Source organism: Streptomyces sp. NPDC047061 (assembly GCF_040643955.1).
GTDB lineage: Bacteria > Actinomycetota > Actinomycetes > Streptomycetales > Streptomycetaceae > Streptomyces.
The window spans coordinates 15,794-35,737 of record NZ_JBEYVI010000039.1 but is presented as its reverse complement, the minus strand read 5'-3'; the positions used below and the strand labels follow the sequence as shown (position 1 = coordinate 35,737).

General features: G+C 72.3%; 17 protein-coding genes. 7 read left to right on the top strand and 10 right to left on the bottom strand.

Going from position 1 to position 19,944, the window contains the following annotated elements; translation table 11 throughout:
- Positions 1-107: 107 nt before the first annotated feature.
- Positions 108-548 (top strand): SRPBCC family protein, encoded by a 441-nt coding sequence (locus ABZ887_RS39430; RefSeq protein ID WP_361301034.1) that lies wholly within the window; start codon positions 108-110, stop codon positions 546-548.
- 111 nt (positions 549-659) lie between these two features.
- The gene (locus ABZ887_RS39425; RefSeq protein ID WP_361301031.1) at positions 660-1,313 is read left to right on the top strand and encodes a Crp/Fnr family transcriptional regulator; all 654 of its coding nucleotides are present in this window, start codon (positions 660-662) and stop codon (positions 1,311-1,313) included.
- 216 nt (positions 1,314-1,529) lie between these two features.
- Here ABZ887_RS39425 and ABZ887_RS39420 read toward each other — a convergent pair whose 3' ends face one another.
- The 5 genes from ABZ887_RS39420 to ABZ887_RS39400 form a co-directional block, all read right to left on the bottom strand.
- Positions 1,530-2,687 (bottom strand): XdhC/CoxI family protein, encoded by a 1,158-nt coding sequence (locus tag ABZ887_RS39420; protein WP_361301028.1) that lies wholly within the window; start codon positions 2,685-2,687, stop codon positions 1,530-1,532.
- 54 nt (positions 2,688-2,741) lie between these two features.
- Positions 2,742-4,199, bottom strand: a complete 1,458-nt coding sequence (locus ABZ887_RS39415; protein WP_361301025.1) for an NCS2 family permease — start codon at positions 4,197-4,199, stop codon at positions 2,742-2,744.
- A gap of 177 nt (positions 4,200-4,376) precedes the next feature.
- Positions 4,377-6,773: a molybdopterin cofactor-binding domain-containing protein gene (locus ABZ887_RS39410; protein ID WP_361301022.1), complete on the bottom strand. Its 2,397-nt coding sequence runs from the start codon at positions 6,771-6,773 to the stop codon at positions 4,377-4,379.
- A 5-nt stretch (positions 6,774-6,778) separates the two neighbouring features.
- Positions 6,779-7,366 carry a (2Fe-2S)-binding protein gene (locus ABZ887_RS39405; protein ID WP_361301018.1) on the bottom strand — a complete coding sequence of 196 codons (588 nt, stop codon included), beginning with the start codon at positions 7,364-7,366 and terminating at the stop codon, positions 6,779-6,781.
- Complete coding sequence (locus ABZ887_RS39400; protein ID WP_361301015.1) at positions 7,366-8,256, bottom strand: xanthine dehydrogenase family protein subunit M; 891 nt, start codon at positions 8,254-8,256, stop codon at positions 7,366-7,368. The genes ABZ887_RS39405 and ABZ887_RS39400 overlap by 1 nt, the downstream gene beginning before the upstream one ends.
- A gap of 374 nt (positions 8,257-8,630) precedes the next feature.
- Here ABZ887_RS39400 and ABZ887_RS39395 point away from each other — a divergent pair, with 374 nt between their 5' ends.
- Together ABZ887_RS39395 and ABZ887_RS39390 are read left to right on the top strand one after the other, a co-directional pair.
- Positions 8,631-10,304: a PucR family transcriptional regulator ligand-binding domain-containing protein gene (locus ABZ887_RS39395; RefSeq protein WP_361301012.1), complete on the top strand. Its 1,674-nt coding sequence runs from the start codon at positions 8,631-8,633 to the stop codon at positions 10,302-10,304.
- A gap of 168 nt (positions 10,305-10,472) precedes the next feature.
- The gene (locus tag ABZ887_RS39390) at positions 10,473-11,240 is read left to right on the top strand and encodes a hypothetical protein (protein ID WP_361301009.1); all 768 of its coding nucleotides are present in this window, start codon (positions 10,473-10,475) and stop codon (positions 11,238-11,240) included.
- Positions 11,241-11,465: 225 nt separating this feature from the next.
- Here the strand turns inward: ABZ887_RS39390 and ABZ887_RS39385 are convergent, their stop codons facing one another.
- Positions 11,466-12,233 (bottom strand): GntR family transcriptional regulator, encoded by a 768-nt coding sequence (locus ABZ887_RS39385; RefSeq protein WP_361301006.1) that lies wholly within the window; start codon positions 12,231-12,233, stop codon positions 11,466-11,468.
- A 164-nt stretch (positions 12,234-12,397) separates the two neighbouring features.
- On the opposite strand from ABZ887_RS39385, the gene ABZ887_RS39380 reads away from it, so the two are divergent.
- Together ABZ887_RS39380 and ABZ887_RS39375 are read left to right on the top strand one after the other, a co-directional pair.
- Positions 12,398-13,222: a (2Fe-2S)-binding protein gene (locus tag ABZ887_RS39380; protein WP_361301003.1), complete on the top strand. Its 825-nt coding sequence runs from the start codon at positions 12,398-12,400 to the stop codon at positions 13,220-13,222.
- 328 nt (positions 13,223-13,550) lie between these two features.
- Positions 13,551-14,585 carry a DUF2637 domain-containing protein gene (locus tag ABZ887_RS39375; protein ID WP_089104555.1) on the top strand — a complete coding sequence of 345 codons (1,035 nt, stop codon included), beginning with the start codon at positions 13,551-13,553 and terminating at the stop codon, positions 14,583-14,585.
- A gap of 87 nt (positions 14,586-14,672) precedes the next feature.
- Here the strand turns inward: ABZ887_RS39375 and ABZ887_RS39370 are convergent, their stop codons facing one another.
- From ABZ887_RS39370 to ABZ887_RS39360, 3 genes are all read right to left on the bottom strand, one after another.
- On the bottom strand, positions 14,673-15,122 hold the full coding sequence (locus ABZ887_RS39370; RefSeq protein WP_361301000.1) for an ATP-binding protein: 450 nt from the start codon (positions 15,120-15,122) through the stop codon (positions 14,673-14,675).
- Positions 15,123-15,428: 306 nt separating this feature from the next.
- Entirely contained in the window at positions 15,429-15,890 is a 462-nt protein-coding gene (locus ABZ887_RS39365; protein ID WP_361300998.1) for a hypothetical protein, read from the bottom strand.
- 108 nt (positions 15,891-15,998) lie between these two features.
- The gene (locus ABZ887_RS39360) at positions 15,999-16,619 is read right to left on the bottom strand and encodes a hypothetical protein (RefSeq protein ID WP_361300995.1); all 621 of its coding nucleotides are present in this window, start codon (positions 16,617-16,619) and stop codon (positions 15,999-16,001) included.
- 178 nt (positions 16,620-16,797) lie between these two features.
- Here ABZ887_RS39360 and ABZ887_RS39355 point away from each other — a divergent pair, with 178 nt between their 5' ends.
- The gene (locus tag ABZ887_RS39355) at positions 16,798-18,159 is read left to right on the top strand and encodes a helix-turn-helix transcriptional regulator (RefSeq protein WP_361300992.1); all 1,362 of its coding nucleotides are present in this window, start codon (positions 16,798-16,800) and stop codon (positions 18,157-18,159) included.
- Positions 18,160-18,172: 13 nt separating this feature from the next.
- Here ABZ887_RS39355 and ABZ887_RS39350 read toward each other — a convergent pair whose 3' ends face one another.
- Positions 18,173-19,915, bottom strand: a complete 1,743-nt coding sequence (locus tag ABZ887_RS39350) for a pyruvate dehydrogenase (protein WP_361300989.1) — start codon at positions 19,913-19,915, stop codon at positions 18,173-18,175.
- Between the last annotated feature and the right edge of the window lie 29 nt (positions 19,916-19,944).

Genomic DNA, 19,944 nt, shown 5'->3' with positions numbered 1-19,944 from the left:
TCGTACGGGTCCCGGACCGGCGGCGGCCGGGGTTGGACGAATCTGCCGTTCATGTGAACATCCCGTGTGCGACCCGCGCCCGGTGGCCGGTTCCCTACGATCGTGCCGTGGTCAATTTCCTCCTTCAGCGGACGGCTCCGCTGCCGATCGACGAGGCGTGGCGCCGGCTCACGGAGTGGTCCCGGCACGCCGACGTGGTCCCGCTGACCCGGGTCACCGTGCTCACCGATCCCCCGACCCACGAGGGCACGATGTTCGTGGCCCGCTCCGGGTTCGGGCCGCTGTCGTTCGACGATCCCATGGAGGTCACCGTCTGGGAGCCGCCGCGGGACGGCGGCTCCGGCCGGTGCCGGCTGGTCAAGCGCGGCCGGGTGGTGCTCGGCTGGGCCGAACTGGAGGTGCACCCCGGCCCCGGCGGCCGTACCCGGGTGGTCTGGCACGAGGAGCTGCGGATCCGGGGGCTGCCGTCGCTCTTCGACCCACTGGTGCGCCGGACGTCCCGGGCCGTGTTCGGACGGGCGGTCAACTCGCTGCTCCGGCGGCCCTGACCGCGGTGCCGTACGACCGCCGGCCCCTTGGCAGACCCCGGCCGCAGGATGGACAGTGGCCGTCCGGTGCCGAACGGTCGCCGTGGGTCGATGCGGCCGGGAGGCTCGAAGGTGGCGTTCTTCTCGCCCGGGGAAGCGAAGCTGTTACGGGAGGCCGGGCATCCGCGCGGGTGGGCCCGCGGCGAGGTGCTGATGCGGGAGGGCGAGGAGGCCCACTCCGTCGTCCTGCTCACCGACGGCCTGGTCAAGGTGACGGTCGACTCGGCCAACGGCTACACCAGCCTGCTCGCCCTGCGCGGCCCCGGTGAACTCCTCGGCGAGTTCTCCTGCATAGACGGCCGGCCGCGGGGTGCCACGGTCACCGCGATGCGCCGCAGCGAGGGCACGGTGGTCGCCGCGGAGGCCTTCCTGCGGCTCCTGGAGCGCGACCCGGGCCTGTGCCTGTCGGTGCTGCGCAGTGTCGTGGGCCGATTACGGGACTCCGACGGGCTGCGCGCCGAACAGGGCGCCCGCACCACCCGCGCCCGGGTCGCCGGGCTGCTCGTGAAACTCGCCGTGCAGTACGGCTCGGCCGCCCCGGAGACCCTGCCGGGTGCCGTCGCCGTGCAGGTCAACCAGCGTGAACTCGCCGCCGCCACCGGGGCGTCCAGGGAATCGGTGGTGCGCTGCCTGCGGGCCATGCAGCAGGAGGGCCTGGTGGCCACCCGCCGGGGACGGACCGTCGTACTCGACCTCGCGGGGCTGCGACGCTGGGCCGAGGACTGAACCGACGCGCTCGCGGCCCCGTGCGACCCGCGTGCAACCCGCGTGCACTCCGGGTGCATGAGAACGGAACTCCCGGCGCCGAATGCGTCATTTGACGCTGTACGGCGGCTGTGAAGGCGCTTCCATCGTCCCCTGGCGCCCGGACCGGTACGGCGATCGGGGGAACGGACCGGGCGCTCCGGGGGAGCACACCGGGACGGCCGCCGACAGGGGGAGCTAGGCCACCGACCCGATCCGCCGCGCCGGGGTCTGTGATGACGTCGCGTCGTGGTGGATCGGGGTGTGCGCCCCGGTCAGGGAGATCCCGCTGCCGCCCCGGCGGTTCGCGACGATCTCGGCGGCGATGGACAGGGCGGTCTCCTCGGGCGTGCGGGCGCCGAGGTCGAGGCCGATGGGCGAGCGGAGGCGGGCCAGCTCCAGCTCGGTGACGCCGACCTCGCGCAGGCGTTCGTTGCGGTCCAGGTGGGTGCGGCGGGAGCCCATCGCGCCGACGTAGGCCACCGGGAGGCGGAGGGCGAGCCGGAGCAGCGGGACGTCGAACTTGGCGTCGTGGGTGAGGACGCACAGGACGGTACGGCCGTCGACCGGTGTGCGCTCCAGGTACCGGTGGGGCCACTCGACGACGATCTCGTCGGCCTCCGGGAAGCGGGCCCTGGTGGCGAAGACGGGGCGGGCGTCGCACACCGTCACGTGGTAGCCGAGGAACTTGCCGACCCGCACCAGTGCGGACCCGAAGTCGATCGCGCCAAAGACGATCATCCGGGGCGGGGGGACGGACGACTCGACCAGCACCATGAGCGGTGCTCCGCACCGAGAGCCCTGCTCTCCGATCTCGAGGGTGCCGGTGCGGCCCGCGTCCAGGAAGGCGGCCGCCTCGGCGGCGACCGTGCGGTCCAGCTCGGGATGGGCGCCGAAGCCGCCCTCGTGGGAGCCGTCGGCGTCCACGAGGAGGGCGCGGCCGAGGAGTTCCGGCGGCCCGGTGACGATCCGTGCGACCGCCGCCGCGTCCCCGTGCGCGGCGGCGGCCAGCGCGGCCGCGACCACCGGACGGACGGGGTCGTCCGCCCGTACCGGTGTGACGAGGATGTCGATGACGCCGCCGCAGGTCAGGCCGACGGCGAAGGCGTCGTCGTCGCTGTACCCGAAGCGCTCCAGGACGGTCTCCCCGTCCTCCAGCGCCTGCCGGCACAGCTCGTACACGGCACCCTCCACACAACCGCCGGAGACCGAGCCCACGGCGGTGCCCTCGGCGTCCACCGCGAGGGCGGCCCCGGGCTGCCGCGGCGCACTGCCGCCGACCGCCACCACGGTGGCCACGGCGAAGTCCCGCCCGTCGGCGACCCACCGGTTCAGCTCCTCGGCGATGTCGAGCATGTCTGGGTCTCCTCACGGAACAACGGATGCGTAGAGGGTGCGGTGAGCCGCGGGCTAGTTCACGCCCAGCCAGCTCTCAATGGGATGGAGGGCGAAATAGACCAGGAAGATCCCTGTGAGACCCCACATGAATGCCCCGATCTCCCGCGCCCTGCCCTGAGCTGCCTTGATGGAGGTGTACGAGATGACGCCGGCGGCCACGCCGGTGGTGATGGTGTAGGTGAACGGCATCAGGACGACCGTCAGGAACACCGGGATGGCGGTGCCCCGGTCGGCCCAGTCGACGTGCCGGGCGTTCATCAGCATCATCGCGCCGATGACCACCAGGGCGGCCGAGGCGACCTCCTGGGGGACGATCGCGGTGAGCGGGGTGAAGAACAGGCAGGCCGCGAAGAAGAGTCCGGTGACGACGGAGGCGAGGCCCGTGCGGGCGCCCTCGCCGACGCCGGTCGCCGACTCGATGAAGACCGTCTGGCCGGAGCCGCCGGCCACTCCCCCGATCGCGCCGCCCGCGCCGTCGATGAACAGCGCCTTGGACAGGCCCGGCATCCGGCCCTTGTCGTCGGCCAGTTTCGCCTCGGTGCCGACGCCGATGATGGTGGCCATCGCGTCGAAGAAACCGGCGAGCACCAGGGTGAAGACGATCACCGCCACCGTCATCGCGCCGACCTTGCCCCAGCCGCCGAACGCGACGTGCCCGAAGAGCGAGAAGTCGGGCATGGAGACGGCGGAGCCGTGCAGTTCGGGAGCCCCGTTGGCCCACTGCCGGGGGTCGACGGCCCCGAGGCCGTTCAGCACGGCCGCCACGAGGGTGCCGCCGATGATGCCGATCAGGATCGCGCCGGGGACGTTCCGGGCCTGCAGCATGAAGATCAGCAGCAGGGTGCCGGCGAAGAGCAGCACCGGCCAGCCGGCGAGTTCGCCCGCGGGGCCGAGGGTGACCGGGGTGGCCTTGCCCTGGTGGACGAAGCCGGACTTGTAGAAGCCGATGAGGGCGATGAACAGGCCGATGCCCATGGTGATGCCGTGCTTGAGGGCGAGCGGGATCGCGTTCATGATCATCTCGCGCAGGCCGGTGACGACCAGGAGCATGATGACGACGCCGTACATCACGCACATGCCCATCGCCTGCGGCCAGGTCATCTCCGGGGCGACCTGCGAGGAGAGCACGCCGGAGACGGAGAGGCCGGCGGCGAGCGCGAGGGGCACCTTGCCGACGAAGCCCATCAGCAGCGTGCTGAAGGCCGCCGCGAACGCCGTCGCGGTGATCAGCGCCTTCTGGCCGAGGGTGTCCCCGGCCGCGTCCTTGCCGGACAGGATCAGGGGGTTGAGCAGGAGGATGTACGCCATCGCCATGAAGGTGGTGACGCCGCCGCGCACTTCACGCGCGACGCTCGATCCTCGCCGGGATATGTGAAAGTACCGGTCGAGCCAGGACCGTCCGGCCGGGACGCGGGTGCCTTCTCCCGCGTCTTCGGCCGTCGCCCTGGGTTCGAGTGACTGCTGGGTCATGATGCCGTCTCCCAAGGTTCACAGGGGCCCCCGCGGCCGCCGCTGGGCAGACGCCTGCGGCGGTACGGGATTTGGGAAGTGCATGACCCGGGGGACGGCCCGGAGGTGCACGCTTGTGGGTTCGGCGCCGGGGAGTTGAGCAACTGCCCGGCGCCGGGCTGCCGTTGTCCGGCGGTGTTACGCGTTGCCCGTCAGGTGTTCCGGGCGGACCGGTGTCCTGTTCAGCTCCAGGCCGGTCGCGTTGCGGATCGCCGCGAGGACGGCCGGGGTCGAGGACAGGGTGGGGGCCTCGCCGATGCCGCGCAGCCCGTACGGGGCGTGGTCGTCGGCGAGTTCGAGGACGTCGACCGGAATGGTCGGCGTGTCGAGGATGGTCGGGATCAGGTAGTCCGTGAAGGACGGGTTCCTGACCTTCGCGGTCTTCGGGTCGACGATGATCTCCTCCATCACCGCGATGCCCAGGCCCTGGGTCGTACCGCCCTGGATCTGGCCGACGACGGAGAGCGGGTTGAGCGCCTTGCCGACGTCCTGCGCGCAGGCCAGCTCGATCACCTTGACCAGGCCCAGCTCGGTGTCCACCTCGACGACCGCGCGGTGGGCGGCGAAACTGTACTGGACGTGGCCGTTGCCCTGCCCGGTGTGCAGGTCGAACGGCACGGTCGCCCGGTGCCGCCACTCCGCCTCGACCTCCACGGCCTCGTCACCGAGGACGTCCGCCAGGTCGGCGAGCACCTCACCGCCGTCGGTGACGACCTTGCCGCCCTCAAGGAGCAGCTCGGCGGTGGCCCAGGCCGGGTGATAGGTGCCGAACTTGCGGCGGCCCAGCTCCAGGACCTTCTCCCGGACCAGCTCGCAGGAGTTCTTCACGGCGCCGCCGGTGACGTACGTCTGCCGGGAGGCCGAGGTCGAACCCGCCGAGCCCACCTGGGTGTTGGCCGGATGGATGGTCACCTGCGCCACGCCCAGCTCGGTGCGCGCGATCTGCGCGTGGACGGTCACCCCGCCCTGCCCGACCTCCGCCATCGCGGTGTGCACGACGGCGACGGGTTCGCCGCCGACCACTTCCATCCGCACGCGTGCGGTCGAGTAGTCGTCGAAGCCCTCGGAGAAGCCCACGTTCTTGATGCCGACCGCGTAGCCGATGCCGCGTACGACGCCCTCGCCGTGGGTGGTGTTGGACAGACCGCCGGGCAGCTGCCGTACGTCCGCGCCCTCGCTGCTCTCCCACTGGCGCTCGGGCGGCAGCGGCATCGCCTTGACCCGGCGCAGGAGTTCGGCGACCGGGGCCGGCGAGTCCACCGGCTGGCCGGTCGGCATGACGGTGCCCTGCTCCATGGCGTTCAGCTTCCTGAACTCCACCGGGTCCATGCCGAGTTGCTCGGCGACCTTGTCCATCTGGGCCTCGTAGGCGAAGCACGCCTGGACCGCGCCGAAGCCGCGCATCGCGCCGCAGGGCGGGTTGTTGGTGTAGAGGGCGATGGCCTCGATGTCGACGTCGTCGACGACGTACGGGCCGATGCCGAGCGAGGAGGCGTTGCCGACGACGGCCGGGGAGGCGGAGGCGTAGGCACCGCCGTCGAGCACGATCCGGCACTTGACGTGGGTCAGCTTGCCCTCGCGGGTTGCCCCGTGCTCGTAGTAGAGCCGGGCCGGGTGGCGGTGCACGTGGCCGAAGAACGACTCGAAGCGGTTGTAGACGATCTTCACGGGCTTGCCGGTGCGCAGGGCCAGCAGGCAGGCGTGGATCTGCATCGACAGGTCCTCGCGGCCGCCGAACGCGCCGCCGACGCCGGACAGCGTCATCCGCACCTTGTCCTCGGGCAGGCCGAGGACCGGGGCGATCTGGCGCAGGTCGGAGTGGAGCCACTGGGTGGCGATGTAGAGGTGGACGCCGCCGTCCTCCTCGGGGACCGCGAGCCCGGACTCGGGGCCGAGGAAGGCCTGGTCCTGCATGCCGAAGTAGTACTCGCCCTTGACGATGACGTCGGCCTTCTTCGCCGCCTCGTCGGCGTTGCCGCGGATGATCGGCTGGCGGTGCACGATGTTGGGGTGCGGGACGTGGCCGATGTGGTGGTCGTCGCGGTTCTCGTGGACGTGGATCGCGTCCGGGGCGGTGGCGGAGGCCTCGTCGGTGATGACGGGCAGCTCGCGGTACTCGACCTTGATCTTCGCGGCCGCGCGGCGGGCGGTCTCCGGGTGGTCGGCGGCGACGATCGCGACCGGCTCGCCGTGGTGGCGCACCTTGCCGTGCGCGAGGACCGGGGTGTCCTGGATCTCCAGGCCGTAGTTCTTCACCTCGGTGGGCAGGTCGTCGTACGTCATGACGGCGTAGACGCCGGGCTGGGCGAGGGCCTCGCCGGTGTCGATCGAGACGATCTCGGCGTGCGCGACCGTGGAGCGGAGGATCTGGCCCCAGAGCATGTCCTCGTGCCACATGTCGGACGAGTACGCGAACTCGCCGGTGACCTTCAGGGTGCCGTCCGGGCGGAGGGTCGACTCGCCGATGCCGCCCTTGGTCTGGGAACCCTGGGTGACCTTGGTGGGAGTGCCGAGGGGGGCGCTGTTGGTGGGCATCCGGTTCAGACCGCCTCTCCCTGCCGGGCGGCCGCGAGGCGGACCGCGTCCATGATCTTCTCGTAGCCGGTGCAGCGGCACAGGTTCCCCGAGAGCGCCTCACGGATGTCCGCGTCGGTCGGGTTGGGGTTGCGTTCGAGCATCTCGTCGGCGGCGACGAGGAGGCCGGGGGTGCAGAAGCCGCACTGGACGGCGCCGGCGTCGATGAAGGCCTGCTGGACGGGGGAGAGTTCGGTGTGTTCGCCGGTCTGGGAGTCGGAGGGGGGCTTGGGCTGCCAGCTCTTTGAAGTGTCACGCGTGACATGTGACATAGCACAGGCATCCGCCCCGCCGCAGGCCCGCTGCCGCGCGAACTCCGCCAGCCCCTCCACGGTCACGACCTCCCGCCCCTCCACCTGTCCGGCCGCGACCAGGCACGAACACACGGGCACGCCGTCCAGCCGGACGGTGCAGGACCCGCACTCCCCCTGCTCGCAGGCGTTCTTGGAACCGGGCAGGCCCAGGCGCTCCCGCAGCACGTACAGCAGGGACTCGCCCTCCCACACGTCGTCGGCTTCCTGCGGACGTCCGTTGACGGTGAAGTTGACGCGCATCAGGCCACACTCCCCTTCTGCTGAGTGGTGCCGCGGTACGACTCCCAGGTCCAGGTCAGGGTCCGGCGGGCCATCACGCCGACCGCGTGGCGGCGGTAGCTCGCGGTGCCCCGGACGTCGTCGATCGGGTTGCAGGCGGCGGCGCACAGGTCCGCGAACTGCTTGGCGACCGACGGGGTGATGATCTTTCCGTTGTCCCAGAAGCCGCCCTCGTCGAGCGCGGCGTTCAGGAAGTCCTCGGCGGTCTTCGCCCGCACCGGCGTGGGGGCGGCCGAGCCGATCCCGGTCCGCACGGTCCGCGTCTCGGGGTGCAGGGCGAGCCCGAAGGCGCACACGGCGATCACCATCGCGTTGCGCGTGCCGACCTTCGAGTACTGCTGCGGTCCGTCGGCCTTCTTCACGTGGACCGCGCGGATCAGCTCGTCGGGCGCGAGGGCGTTGCGCTTGACGCCGGTGTAGAAGTCGTCGATGGGGATGAGCCGGGTGCCGCGTACCGACTCGGCCTCGACCTCGGCGCCGGCCGCGAGCAGCGCGGGGTGGGCGTCGCCGGCCGGGGAGGCGGTGCCGAGGTTGCCGCCGACGCCGCCGCGGTTGCGGATCTGCGGGGAGGCGACGGTGTGCGAGGCGAGGGCCAGGCCGGGCAGCTCGGCGCGCAGATGCTCCATGATCCGGGTGTACGGGACGGAGGCGCCGAGCCGTACGCTCTCCTCGCCGGTCTCCCATTCGTAGAGTTCACCGATGCGGTTGAGGTCGAGGAGGTACTCGGGCCGGCGGTGGTCGAAGTTGATCTCGACCATCACATCGGTGCCACCCGCGATCGGCACTGCGGTGGGGTGCTCGGCCTTCGCGGCGAGCGCCTCCTCCCAGCTGGCGGGGCGAAGGAAGTCCATGACCGGCTCTCTTCTCCGTCTCGTGAGTCTCGTGAGTCGTGCGGATTGAGCCAATCCGTGTGCGGCGGGCCCGGCTCGTTCATGTCCTGTTAACGCGGAACGACGCCAGTACACCGCCCCTTACTCCGGCGGGGTCAGTCACTGAAACCATGAAGGAGTTGGCTGGCCAGCACGGGCATCTTGTAGATTCGTATGAACGGGGGTCATCAGTAACCTCCTGGTCTTCCTGTGGAAACGCAGGAAACGCCCTGGCAGCCGTCGGTTGCGGTCCGGCGACCCTTGGTGACGGCCCGCGGACCCGCCCGTCCGGGCGCCTCACTCGTGACCCTTCATGATTCATCGTAGATTTCGAGACACAGAACGGCGGCGACGAGATGCGGCTGCGCGCACTGCTGGACACCGATGCGCTGGGCCTGCGGCTGCTCGGCGGCGAGGACGAGCTGGACCGTACCGTGCGCGGGGTCATGACCACCGACCTGCGCGACCCGAGCCGCTACCTCTCCGGCGGTGAGCTGGTACTGACGGGCCTGGCCTGGCGCCGGGACGCGGCGGACTCCGAGCCGTTCGTACGACTGCTGGTGCAGGCCGGGGTGGTCGCGCTGGCGGCCGGTGAGGCGGAGCTGGGCGCCGTCCCGGAGGACCTGGTGGTGGCCTGCGCGCGGCACCGCCTCCCGCTCTTCGCGGTCCACGAGTCGGTGGCCTTCGCGACGATCACCGAGCATGTCGTACGGCAGGTCAGCGGCGAGCGGGCCGGGGACCTGGCGGCCGTCGTGGACCGGCACCGGCGGATGATGACGTCGGGTCCGGCGGGCGGCGGCCCGGACGTGGTCCTGGACCTGCTCGGCTCGGACCTCGACCTGCGCGCCTGGGTGCTGTCCCCGGCCGGGCGCCTCATCGCGGGCTCCAAGGTGTCGGGGCCCGCGCTGCCCGCCGACGTCTGCGCCGGGCTGGCCGCCGAGCACCTGGCCGCGACCCGCACCGGCCGCCGCGGCCCGCACCGCGTCCTCCTCGACGGCACGACCTACTCCCTCTTCCCGATCCGTTCCAGCGGCCGTTCCGCGCAGGGTGCCCGGGACGTGCGGGAGACCGTGCTGTCGGACTGGCTGCTGGCCGTGGAGGCGGACGCGGGCGACTGGCCCGAGGAGCGGCTCGACCTGCTGCAGGGCGTCACCCAGCTGATCGCCGTCGAACGCGACCGCCGCGACGCGGCCCGCACGGTGCGGCGCAGGCTCGCGCAGGAGGTCCTCGAACTGGTCCAGACGGGCGCGGCCCCGGCCGAGATCGCCGCCCGGCTGCGGGTGGCCGCCCCGGTCCTGCTGCCGGGCCTGGGCGCGGCCCCGCACTGGCAGGTGGTCGTCGCCCGCGTCGAGTGGGACGGCGGGGAGGTCGAGGGCGGTCCGGTGGCCCAGTCCCTCCTGGAGGAGATCCTGGTCGACCCGCTGGCGACCGGCCCGGAGCCCTCCGACCGGATAGCGGTGGCCCACACCGGCGACGAGGCGATCGCCCTGGTCCCGCTGCCCGCCGTCGTCGCCGAGCACGACGGCTCCGAGTCCGGCATCCATGCCGACGCCCTTCTGGAGGCCGTACGGGCCCCGCTGGCGGCGGGGCTCGACGACGACGGCCGGGTCACCCTGGGCGTCAGCGCGGCCGTGCACTCCGCGGAGGGGTTGCGCGGCGCCCTGGAGGAGGCCCGGCACGCCCGCCGGGTGGCGGCGGCCCGCCCGGGCCGGGTCTGCGCGGCCGGCCACCAGGAGCTGGCTTCGCACGTCCTTCTCCTGCCCTTCGTCCCCGACGACGTCCGCCGCGCCTTCACCGCCCGGCTGCTGGACCCGCTGCGGGACTACGACCGCCGTCACCGTGCCGAGCTGATCCCCACCCTGGAGGCGTTCCTCGACTGCGACGGCTCCTGGACCCGCTGTGCCACCCGTCTCCACCTGCACGTCAACACGCTGCGCTATCGCGTGGGGAGGATCGAGCAGTTGACGGGCCGGGACCTGTCGCGGCTGGAGGACAAGCTCGATTTCTTCTTGGCGTTGCGGATGAGCTGAGGTCACGCGGGCGTGCGACCGGCTCGCGCCAAGTGCCGCCGCCGTCCCACGACTTTGTGAAATTATTCACCCACCCTCTTGGCCCCGCGCGGCGATCAGTGCTGGAATGCGGCCACCACTTCACTGCTCGACGGCGCGCTAGGGGAGGGCAACGTGGCGTACTCCGCCATGTCTGGGAACGGAACGACCGCTGGTGACGATCCGCTCCAGACCGCGGTATGGCGGCTGCGCTCGCGGGCCTGCTGGACCGACGCGGCGGCTTTGCTGCCGTCGGACACCGCGGCGTTCACCCTGCAGCGGGCGGGGCTGATGGTCGAGCGGTGCCTGTACACCGAGCGGGGCTGGGAAGAGGCCGAGGACGCGCTGCGGACGGCGGAGGCGGTGGCCCGGACCGACGAGGAGCGGGGGGCGGCCGCCTGCGAGCGCGGCCAACTCGCCTACGCGGCCACGCTGCACGGTGTCCGTGACCGGGCGGACGAGGCGCGGGCGGCGCTCGGTCGGGCGGCCGCGCTCATCCCTCCGGGGGCGTCGGGGCGGGCCCTCCTCGACTTCCGCCGGGGCCTCCTGGCGGAGAACCTCACCCGCTCACCCCAGGCGGCCCGCGCCGCCTACCGCCGCGCCCACGCCGCCGCCACGGCCCACGCCGACCCGCTCCTGCTCTCCTTCACCTGGCGGCACCTGGCCGGACTGGCGCTGCGGGACGGGGAGTTGGCGGAGGCCCGGCACGGTTTCGCGGAGTCGCTGCGGATCCGGGAGGAACTGGGTTACCTGGTGGGCACGGCCCCGGCCCTCGCCTCCCTCGCCGACACGGAGTCCGAGCCGGAGGCGTCCCGCCTGCGCGAGGAGGCAGGCCGCCTCTTCCGCCTCCTGGGCGGCGTCCCGACGTGGCTGGCCAGGCAGCTCACCCCACCGTCCCCGGGAGCGGCAACGGCGTGACGGCCGGCGGCGGGGGGGTGTCACTTACCGGCGTTAGCAGGGTGCCTCCCCCAGCCTTCGGCCGGGGGGACCCCCAGCGCCCACCCGTGCCGCCCCAGCGGCACGACTGCCCGCGGCTCATGCTTTTAGGGGCGCGGGGAACTGCGCGACCAGCCACGACGCACCCGCGCCCGGCACACGGTCCGCACCCCGACGGCGAGCCGCCGCCGCAAACACCCTCCCCCGTCAGCCCGCGGCAGCGAAATGTCCGGTCACCAGCCGCCGCACGGCATCCAGCTCCCCCGAGATCAACGCCTCCAGCAGCGCCGCATGCTCCGCCGCGTCCGCCATCAGGTCGGCCCGAGCCCCGCGCAGCGGAACCGCACGGCGGTGCAGGTCCTCGGCGATCTGCACCAGCTGCTCGTTGCCCGCGAGGGCCAGCACCGCCCGGTGGAACGCCCGGTCGGCCTCCGCGTACGTCACCCGGCACCCCGTCGCCGCCGCCCGCACCGACTCCTCGGCGAGCGGCCGCAACGCGGCCCACCGCTCGGTCGGCACGCTGCACGCCAGCCGCAGCATCACCGGTGCCTCGATCAGCGCCCGCACCTCGGCGAGTTCCGCGAGCTCGCGAGCGCCCCGCTCGACGACCCGGAAGCCGCGGTTGGGCACGACCTCGACCGCGCCCTCCAGCGCCAGCTGCTGCATCGCCTCGCGCACCGGCGTCGCGGAGACCCCGAACCGCTCCCCCAGCGCCGGCGCCGAGTACACCTCGCCGGGCGCCAGCTCCCCGCCGACCAGCGCGGTGCGCAAGGCGTCGAGGATCTGCCCGCGTACGGACGCCCGCTGCACGGCGGGCCTCGGCTGCGGGATCGGCCGCTCGCTGTGCGTGTGCTCACCCCGCGCGGCCGGCGGGCCGGCGGGGAAACCGGGCGCCTCCCGCGCCGTCTCCTCGGACCGCGACTGCGCCGGCACCCTGGCCGTCTCGGCGGGAGCCGCGTGCGCGCGCTGGTTCACGGGTCCTCCTCCGGGCTCGTCGGCACTTGGGTCATTAACGGCGGGTTGTTACTTGTCCGTCAAGCACCTTAGGCGCACAAGGCGCTGGTTCAAATTTCCGAACGGGTGGGTAAGGTAAGGCTTACTTATCTGGCAGTCGGCCCTCACCCGATCGGCGGTAGTCCATGATCTCCCCCGTCTCCGCCTCCTACGCCCGCCTCACCGAGGTCTGTCCGGACCTGGCGGTCACGGAGCTGGGGCCGGGCGAGGCGGCACCCCGGGGCGGCGACTGGGTCTGCGCGGCCGAGCTGGCGGCGGGCGGTCCCGGTCTGGACGCCTTCCTGGCCTGGGACGAGGACCAGATCCTGCGGGACGAGGGAAGGCCGGCCCGCCCCGACGTGGTCGCGACCTTCGGCCTGCACCGCTACGGCTGGGCCGCCTGCCTCCTGATCACCCTCCCCTGGTTCCTGGACCGCCGGGTCCCCCGCCTGCCCGCGACCGAGGTGTCGTACGACCGCACGGCGGGCCGGATGGCCGTACGGGTCGCCTCCTTCGCCTGCCTCCCGGGCGACCCGGCGGCGGCGCTGCCCGGCGCGGTCGTCGTGGCCGGCGAGGAGGCGCTGCGGGCCGAGGTGCGGGCGGCCGTCGCCGAGCACCTGGAACCGGTCCTCGGCGGCTTCGGACCGCGGATGCGGCGGCGCGGGCGCGCCCTGTGGGGCATGGCGACCGACGAGGTCGTCGAGGGGCTCTGGTACATCGCCGGCCTGCTCGGCGAGGAGGCGCGGGCCGTACGCGAACTCGAACGGCTGCTCCCGGGCGCGACCAAGCCGTACGTGGGCTCGGCCGCCTTCCGGGTGCTGTCAGGACCGGCCGGGGAGCCGCTGCCCACCCGGGACCGGGCGAGCTGCTGCATGTACTACACACTGCGCCCCGAGGACACCTGCGCCACCTGCCCGCGTACCTGCGACGACGTCCGGATCGCCAAACTCGCGGCGGCCGCGGCGGCCTGAGGCTTCCTCAGGCGGGACGCGGTCCCGCCCCCGGGACACAGCACCGCACGGCATCCACTAAGATCGCCATCGGCAGGAGCGTCCCTGCGGGGACAGGGAATTCACAACTTCCTCACTTGCCGCAGGAACTTTCCGAGGAACCACCCGTATGGGTAGTCTTACTCGAACTCAGCTCCCGCCCCTCACGCGGCAGTTCGAGCAGAATGCCGCCCTGGGGCATCCCCTTGCACTTCCTTGGCGGCCTCTTGCCCCGAAACCCCCTGAGGGCCAGTGGGGTTGGGCCACTATGGCGGGCGATACGCCCTATCCCAATGCAAGGGACCCCTAGATGAGACTGACCGACATATCGCTGAACTGGCTGCTTCCCGGCGCCGTACTGCTCCTGGGCATGCTGGTCGCGGTGGCGGTGCTCGCGCGCTCCAAGCGGTCCGGCGGGGAGCACGCGAAGGACGACTCGTGGGAGCGCAGCGAGGAGCGCCGCCGGCGCAAGGAAGCCGTGTACGGCACCGTCTCCTACGCGCTCCTGTTCGCCTCCGCGTCGGTCGCGGCGGCCCTCTCGTTCCGCGGGCTGGTCGGCTTCGGCCAGCAGAACCTCGGCCTCTCCGACGGCTGGGAGTACCTCGTGCCGTTCGGTCTGGACGGCGCGGCGATGTTCTCCTCCGTCCTCGCGGTGCGCGAGGCGAGCCACGGTGACGCGGCCCTCGGCTCCCGGATACTCGTGTGGACGTTCGCGGGCGCCGCGGCCTGGTTCAACTGGGTGCACGCGCCCCGGGGCGTCGACCACGCGGGCGCTCCCCAGTTCTTCGCCGGCATGTCGCTGTCCGCGGCCGTCCTCTTCGACCGCGCGCTGAAGCAGACCCGCAAGGCCGCCCTGCGTGAGCAGGGTCTGGTGCCGCGTCCGCTGCCGCAGATCCGTATCGTCCGCTGGCTGCGTGCCCCCCGCGAGACCTACAAGGCCTGGTCGCTGATGCTCCTCGAGGGCGTGCGCAGCCTGGACGAGGCGGTCGACGAGGTGCGCGAGGACAAGCGGCAGAAGGAGACCAACCGGCTGCGCCGCCGCGAGCAGGACCGTCTGGAGCGGGCCCAGCTCAAGGCCATAAGCCGGGGCCACCGCGGCTTCGTCGGACGTGGCCGGCAGGACGAGGTGCAGCACCAGGTCGAGCGCGCCTCGCAGCCCACTGCGGAGCCTGCCATATCGGCGCCGGAGCAGCTGCCCGTACGCCAGCGGCCCTCCCTTCAGCCCGTCCGCAAAGGGTCTGACCCGATCACGGTCGACCTGACCGCGGAGGACGACACAATGGCGCTGCCGCGCCTCGACTCCCTGGAGCGCAAGCTCAAGGACCTTGAGCAGCAGTTCGGCTGATCACCTGCTGCCGTATACACAACGGGACGGGGGCGTGACCTTCAAGGTCACGCCCCCGTCCCGTTGTGTATACGGCCCCGGCCCCCGTCAGGCGGCCTCCGCGTCCAGTTCGAACCACACCGACTTCCCGACCTCGTGCGCCTGCACGCCCCACGCGTCCGCGAGGGAGTCGACCAGCACCAGGCCCCGGCCGTGTGTGCCGTCGCCGGTGCCCGGGGTGCACACCCGCGGCCTGCGGGCCACGAAGTCCCGTACCTCCACCCGCAGTTGGCTGGGTTCCACGACCGCCGTCAGGACCGCCTCGCGGTCGGTGTGGACGAGCGCGTTGGTGACGAGTTCGCTGGTGAGCAGTTCCGCTATCTCGGAGCGGCCGGGACGCCCCCAGTGCCGCAGCAGTTCCCGCAGTTCCCTGCGCGCCTCGGGCACCGCCCGCAGGTCCGACCGTCCCAGTCGGCGCCTGAGCTGTGACGCGTGCCCCCGTTCCGTCGTGTCGGTCTCTTCCCCCGCCGTCTGCGCCGAGGAGGCCCCGATGGCCACGGGACCGCCCCCTCGTGCCTGACTGTTCATGACCCCCGCCCGCACGCTGTTGCCGGATCCCCTCCTGATCGAACACGTTCACGGGATCCATGCCCGCTCGGGCACGGGCCAGTCATGTCACGTCGATGACGACCGGGTGTTCGGCCAAGTCCCGGGTCCGCTCCGGCCCGTACGTCGCCGCCCGGACCGTCCCGTACGCGCCAAGGGTGCCGCGGACCCGGCGTGATTCAGCCCCGCACGCAACCCCCCGAGCTGTTTCACGCGGTCCGCGGCACCGGCGAACCTGGCCGAAAGCCGACCTCCCGGCTACTTGCCCCCGAGGCCCTTGGTGCCGATGTGAATGATCTTGTGGGTGGAGCGGGTCATGTCGACGACCAGCTTCGTGGTGACGTTGCGGCTCCAGGTGAGGGTGATGGCGGCCTCCGTGTAGTCGGCCGTACCGTTGTCCGTGACCTTCCATTTGAGCGGGGTGTTCTGGGCCCGCAGCACGCCGTCCGCGTGCTCCCGGTTCTCCCAGGCCTTGAGCTTCTTCAGGTAGGTCGGGTCGATGTAGTAGGCGCGCAGCGCGGTGGACAGGTGGCCGCTGCCGTCCGGGGCGCTCTCCGCGTCGATGTAGGCGCCGTAGAAGTCGGCGATGCGGGTGATGTTGTCGGCCGGGCTGCCGGCGACGCTGCGCGGAGCGCCGGCCGAGGCCTGGGCGGTGACGCCGAGCCCCAGGGCCACGGCCACGACGCCGGCGGTGAGGACGGCGCGGGTCTTGCTGCTCATGTCTGATTCCCCGTGTTCTGTGTGTGCGGTGTGCGGTGATGGTCTTCCGGGGCCGTCCTCCCGTCCCCCGAACGGGAGGACGGCCCCGGTTCCTGCGGTGGCCGTGGGTCAGTGGAGCTTGTGCACGGCCGTGACGGTCGTCTTCTTGAACGCCTTCACCGGCGCGTCCGCGAAGCCGCCCATCCGCCCCCAGTCCACGACGGTGACGGTGCGCCCCTCCCGGCCGACCGAGAGCAGCCGGATGTCGGTGGCGCCCCAGGAGGTCACGGTGTGCAGGGCGTAGACATGGGCGCCGTTCCCCACCGGCAGGGTGCCGTGGTCCCGGAACGCGGCCTGCATCGCCGGATCCTCCATCTCGATCCGGTCCGCGCAGGACACGATGTCCTCGTCGAGCTTCGCGAACCGGCCCTTCGCCACCCTGACGCTGGGCAGCTCGGCACTGATCTGACGGGCAGTCGTGTCGAGGTCGGTCCGGAACTCCCGGAACCAGGTGTCCTGGCCGCTGCCGAGCGCGACGCCCACGCAGATGTCCTGCCTGTCCTCCTCCGGTATGCCGGCGATGACTCTGCCTGCGGTCCAGGACGTGCCGGGCTGCGCCGGCAGGTCGGCCGCCGTGAGGAAGCCGGGCGGCTTCGGGGCGGCCGCCGCCGGGGCGGCGAGTGCGGTGCCGACGGCGAGTGCGGCGCCGGCGAGTGCGGTGAGCGCGCCTGCTCGGGTGCGCTTGGGCATGGCTGATCCCCCGTGGGTTCGGTGCATGGGTGCGGGATGCCGCCGACGGCGCCGGATGGTCGGTCCGGCCCTGGTCGGTGCGACACCAGAAGCATCGGCCGTCACCTCGCCGGACGGCAACGGCCACCGGCCGTTTCACCGGCCTGGAACCATCCCAGCCCTGCTGACGTGCAGGTATATGAGTGCCTGGGATACGGACGAGCGGGGGAAGGTGCCGGTGCGCGACGACGTCGGGGAGTTCGCGGCGCTGCTTCGGCAGTTGAAGGACCGTACGGACCGGAGCTACGGCTCCCTGGCCCGCCGCCTGAACATGAACACCTCCACCCTGCATCGCTACTGCGCGGGCGAGGCGGTGCCGCTGGACTTCGCTCCGGTGGAACGCCTGGCCGCGTTCTGCGGGGCGACACCGCAGGAACGGCTCGAACTCCACGAGCGCTGGCTGCGCGCGGTCGCGGCACGCCAGCGACCGCGCGCCACGGAGGGCACGGAGGGCACGGAGGGCACGGACCCCACAGAGACCGCCGGACTCGCGGACAGCTCCGGCTCCGCGGAGGCGGAACCGCAGACCCCGCGAGCCCTCGGCGCAGAACCCTCGACGAAAGCGGCCCCGGCCGCCCGCCCCTGGTACCGGCGGCGCCGCACACTGGTCGCCTCGGCGGTGGCCACCGCCCTGCTGGCGACACTCGGCACCCTGGCCGCCCTCCCGGACGACCGGGCGGCCGGCGGCACCGCGGCCCGGGGCACCGGCTCCTCCGACACCACCGCCGCCGGCGACGCCCAGCGGCACGGCACCGGCCGCACCGGCCCGGCGCCGGATCCCACCTCGGCCACCCCGTCGTCCTCCGCCTCCCCGGACGGCGCCAAGACCTCCTCCCCCACGGACCGGAGCACGCCCGGCACCCCGGTCCCGACCGCCGTCCCCCTCACCTGGACGGCCGACTCGCAGCTCTGGGAACTGGGCTGCGACCACGACTACGTCATCGACAAGCAGCCGGCCCAGGTCCCGCCGCCGCCCGCCCCGCAGGACGCCGGCACCTGGGCGGCCACCCAGAACGCGGTGCACGGCGGCAACACCATGGTGGACGTCTCCGTGCAGGGCCGTTCGTCCACCGCCGTCGTCCTGGAGGACCTGCGGGTGCGTGTCGTCGGCCGTACGGCCCCCGCGCCCGGCATCGCCTACTCCATGGCCGACGGCTGCGGCGGCGGGCTCACCCCGCGCTACTTCGACGTGAACCTGGACAAGGACCGCCCCATCGCCCGCCCGGTGGCCGGTGAGGGCCCCGACGGGAAGACCGTCTCGACGATGCACCTGCCCTACCGGGTGTCCGCCACCGACCCGGAGGTGCTGCGCGTCAAGGCGAGCACGGTCGGCTGCGACTGCCGCTGGTACCTCGAACTCGACTGGTCGTCACAGGGCCGCAGCGGCACGGTCCGGATCGACGACCACGGCCGCCCGTTCCGCACCAGCTCCATCAAGGGCCTGCCGCACTACTGGTACGGCTTCGTGGACGGCGTCCGCCAGTGGGTGCCCACCGACTGAGCGAGGGGTCCTGTCACGGCCTGGGCACGTTGCGCAGGTTGGAGCGGGCCATCTGGACCATCCGGCCCACGCCGCCGTCGAGGACCATCTTGGACGCGGAGAGCGCGAAGCCGGTGACCATCTCGGCCTTGATCTTCGGCGGGATGGACAGCGCGTTGGGGTCGGTGACCACGTCGACCAGGGCCGGGCCCTTGTGGTTGAAGGCGTCCTTCAGCGCGCCCGCGAGCTGCCTGGGCTTCTCGACCCGCACCCCGTAGGCCCCGCAGGCCAGCGCCACGGCGGCGAAGTTGGGATTGGTGTTGGCGGTGCCGTACGCGGGCAGCCCCGCGACCAGCATCTCCAACTCGACCATGCTCAGCGCGGAGTTGTTGAACAGCACCACCTTCACCGGCAGGTCGTACTGGACGAGGGTGAGGAAGTCGCCCATCAGCATGGCGAATCCGCCGTCCCCGGACATCGACACGACCTGCCGTCGCCGGTCGGTGAACTGGGCGCCGATCGCCATCGGCAGCGCGTTGGCCATCGAGCCGTGCGAGAAGGAACCGATGACCCGGCGGCGGCCGTTGGGCGAGATGTAGCGGGCCGCCCACACGTTGCACATGCCGGTGTCGACGGTGAACACCGCGTCGTCGGCGGCGAGTTCGTCGAGGACCGAGGCCACGTACTCCGGATGGATCGGGACGTGCTTCTCGACCTTCCGGGTGTACGCCTTCACCACCCCCTCCAGCGCGTCCGCGTGCCTCTTGAGCATCCGGTCGAGGAACCGCCGGTTCTCCTTGGCCCGCACCCGCGGCACCAGACAGCGCAGCGTCTCGCGCACGTCCCCCCACACCGCCAGGTCGAGGCGGGAGCGGCGGCCGAGGACCTCGGGGCGGACGTCGACCTGCACGATCTGCACGTCGTCGGGGAGGAAGGCGTTGTACGGGAAGTCGGTGCCGAGCAGGATCAGCAGGTCGCACTCGTGGGTGGCCTCGTAGGCGGCGCCGTAGCCGAGCAGTCCGCTCATGCCGACGTCGTAGGGGTTGTCGTACTGGATCCACTCCTTGCCGCGCAGGGCGTGGCCGACCGGGGACTTGATCTTCTCCGCGAGTTCCATGACCTCCGCGTGGGCGCCGGCCGTGCCGCTGCCGCAGAACAGGGTCACCTTGTCCGCCGCGTCGATCATCGCGACGAGCCGGTCGAGTTCCTCGTCGCCGGGGCGGACGGTCGGCCTGGAGGTGACGATGGCCGCCGAGGCCGACTGCTCCGGGGCGGGCTCGTCGGCGATGTCGCCCGGCACCGAGACGACACTCACCCCGCTGCGGCCGACCGCGTGCTGGATGGCGGTCTGGAGCAGCCGGGGCATTTGCTTCGGGCTGGAGATCAGCTCGCTGTAGTGGCTGCACTCCTGGAAGAGCCGGTCCGGGTGGGTCTCCTGGAAGTAGCCCAGGCCGATCTCACTGGAGGGGATGTGGGAGGCGAGGGCGAGCACCGGAGCCATCGAGCGGTGGGCGTCGTACAGGCCGTTGATCAGGTGCAGGTTGCCCGGGCCGCAGGAGCCGGCGCAGGCCGCCAGCGACCCGGTGATCTGGGCCTCGGCGCCGGCCGCGAAGGCGGCGGTCTCCTCGTGGCGGACGTGGATCCAGTCGATGGCGGAGTTGCGGCGGACGGCGTCCACGACCGGGTTGAGGCTGTCGCCGACGACGCCGTAGAGGCGGCGCACGCCGGCGCGGACGAGGATGTCGACGAACTGCTCGGCGACGTTCTGCTTGGCCATGGCGGTCGGGCACCCTTCGGCTGCGCGGA

What these genes read in the sequence shown, in the direction of transcription:
- ABZ887_RS39420 (WP_361301028.1), bottom strand. Translation starts at nt 2,687, where the DNA reads ATGCTCGACATCGCCGAGGAGCTGAACCGGTGGGTCGCCGACGGGCGG.
- ABZ887_RS39390 (WP_361301009.1), top strand. Translation starts at nt 10,473, where the DNA reads ATGTCTGGGAACGGAACGACCGCTGGTGACGATCCGCTCCAGACCGCG.
- ABZ887_RS39405 (WP_361301018.1), bottom strand. Translation starts at nt 7,366, where the DNA reads ATGCGCGTCAACTTCACCGTCAACGGACGTCCGCAGGAAGCCGACGAC.
- ABZ887_RS39375 (WP_089104555.1), top strand. Translation starts at nt 13,551, where the DNA reads ATGAGACTGACCGACATATCGCTGAACTGGCTGCTTCCCGGCGCCGTA.
- ABZ887_RS39410 (WP_361301022.1), bottom strand. Translation starts at nt 6,773, where the DNA reads ATGCCCACCAACAGCGCCCCCCTCGGCACTCCCACCAAGGTCACCCAG.
- ABZ887_RS39380 (WP_361301003.1), top strand. Translation starts at nt 12,398, where the DNA reads ATGATCTCCCCCGTCTCCGCCTCCTACGCCCGCCTCACCGAGGTCTGT.
- ABZ887_RS39400 (WP_361301015.1), bottom strand. Translation starts at nt 8,256, where the DNA reads ATGGACTTCCTTCGCCCCGCCAGCTGGGAGGAGGCGCTCGCCGCGAAG.
- ABZ887_RS39415 (WP_361301025.1), bottom strand. Translation starts at nt 4,199, where the DNA reads ATGACCCAGCAGTCACTCGAACCCAGGGCGACGGCCGAAGACGCGGGA.
- ABZ887_RS39365 (WP_361300998.1), bottom strand. Translation starts at nt 15,890, where the DNA reads ATGAGCAGCAAGACCCGCGCCGTCCTCACCGCCGGCGTCGTGGCCGTG.
- ABZ887_RS39395 (WP_361301012.1), top strand. Translation starts at nt 8,631, where the DNA reads ATGCGGCTGCGCGCACTGCTGGACACCGATGCGCTGGGCCTGCGGCTG.
- ABZ887_RS39355 (WP_361300992.1), top strand. Translation starts at nt 16,798, where the DNA reads ATGAGTGCCTGGGATACGGACGAGCGGGGGAAGGTGCCGGTGCGCGAC.
- ABZ887_RS39360 (WP_361300995.1), bottom strand. Translation starts at nt 16,619, where the DNA reads ATGCCCAAGCGCACCCGAGCAGGCGCGCTCACCGCACTCGCCGGCGCC.
- ABZ887_RS39350 (WP_361300989.1), bottom strand. Translation starts at nt 19,915, where the DNA reads ATGGCCAAGCAGAACGTCGCCGAGCAGTTCGTCGACATCCTCGTCCGC.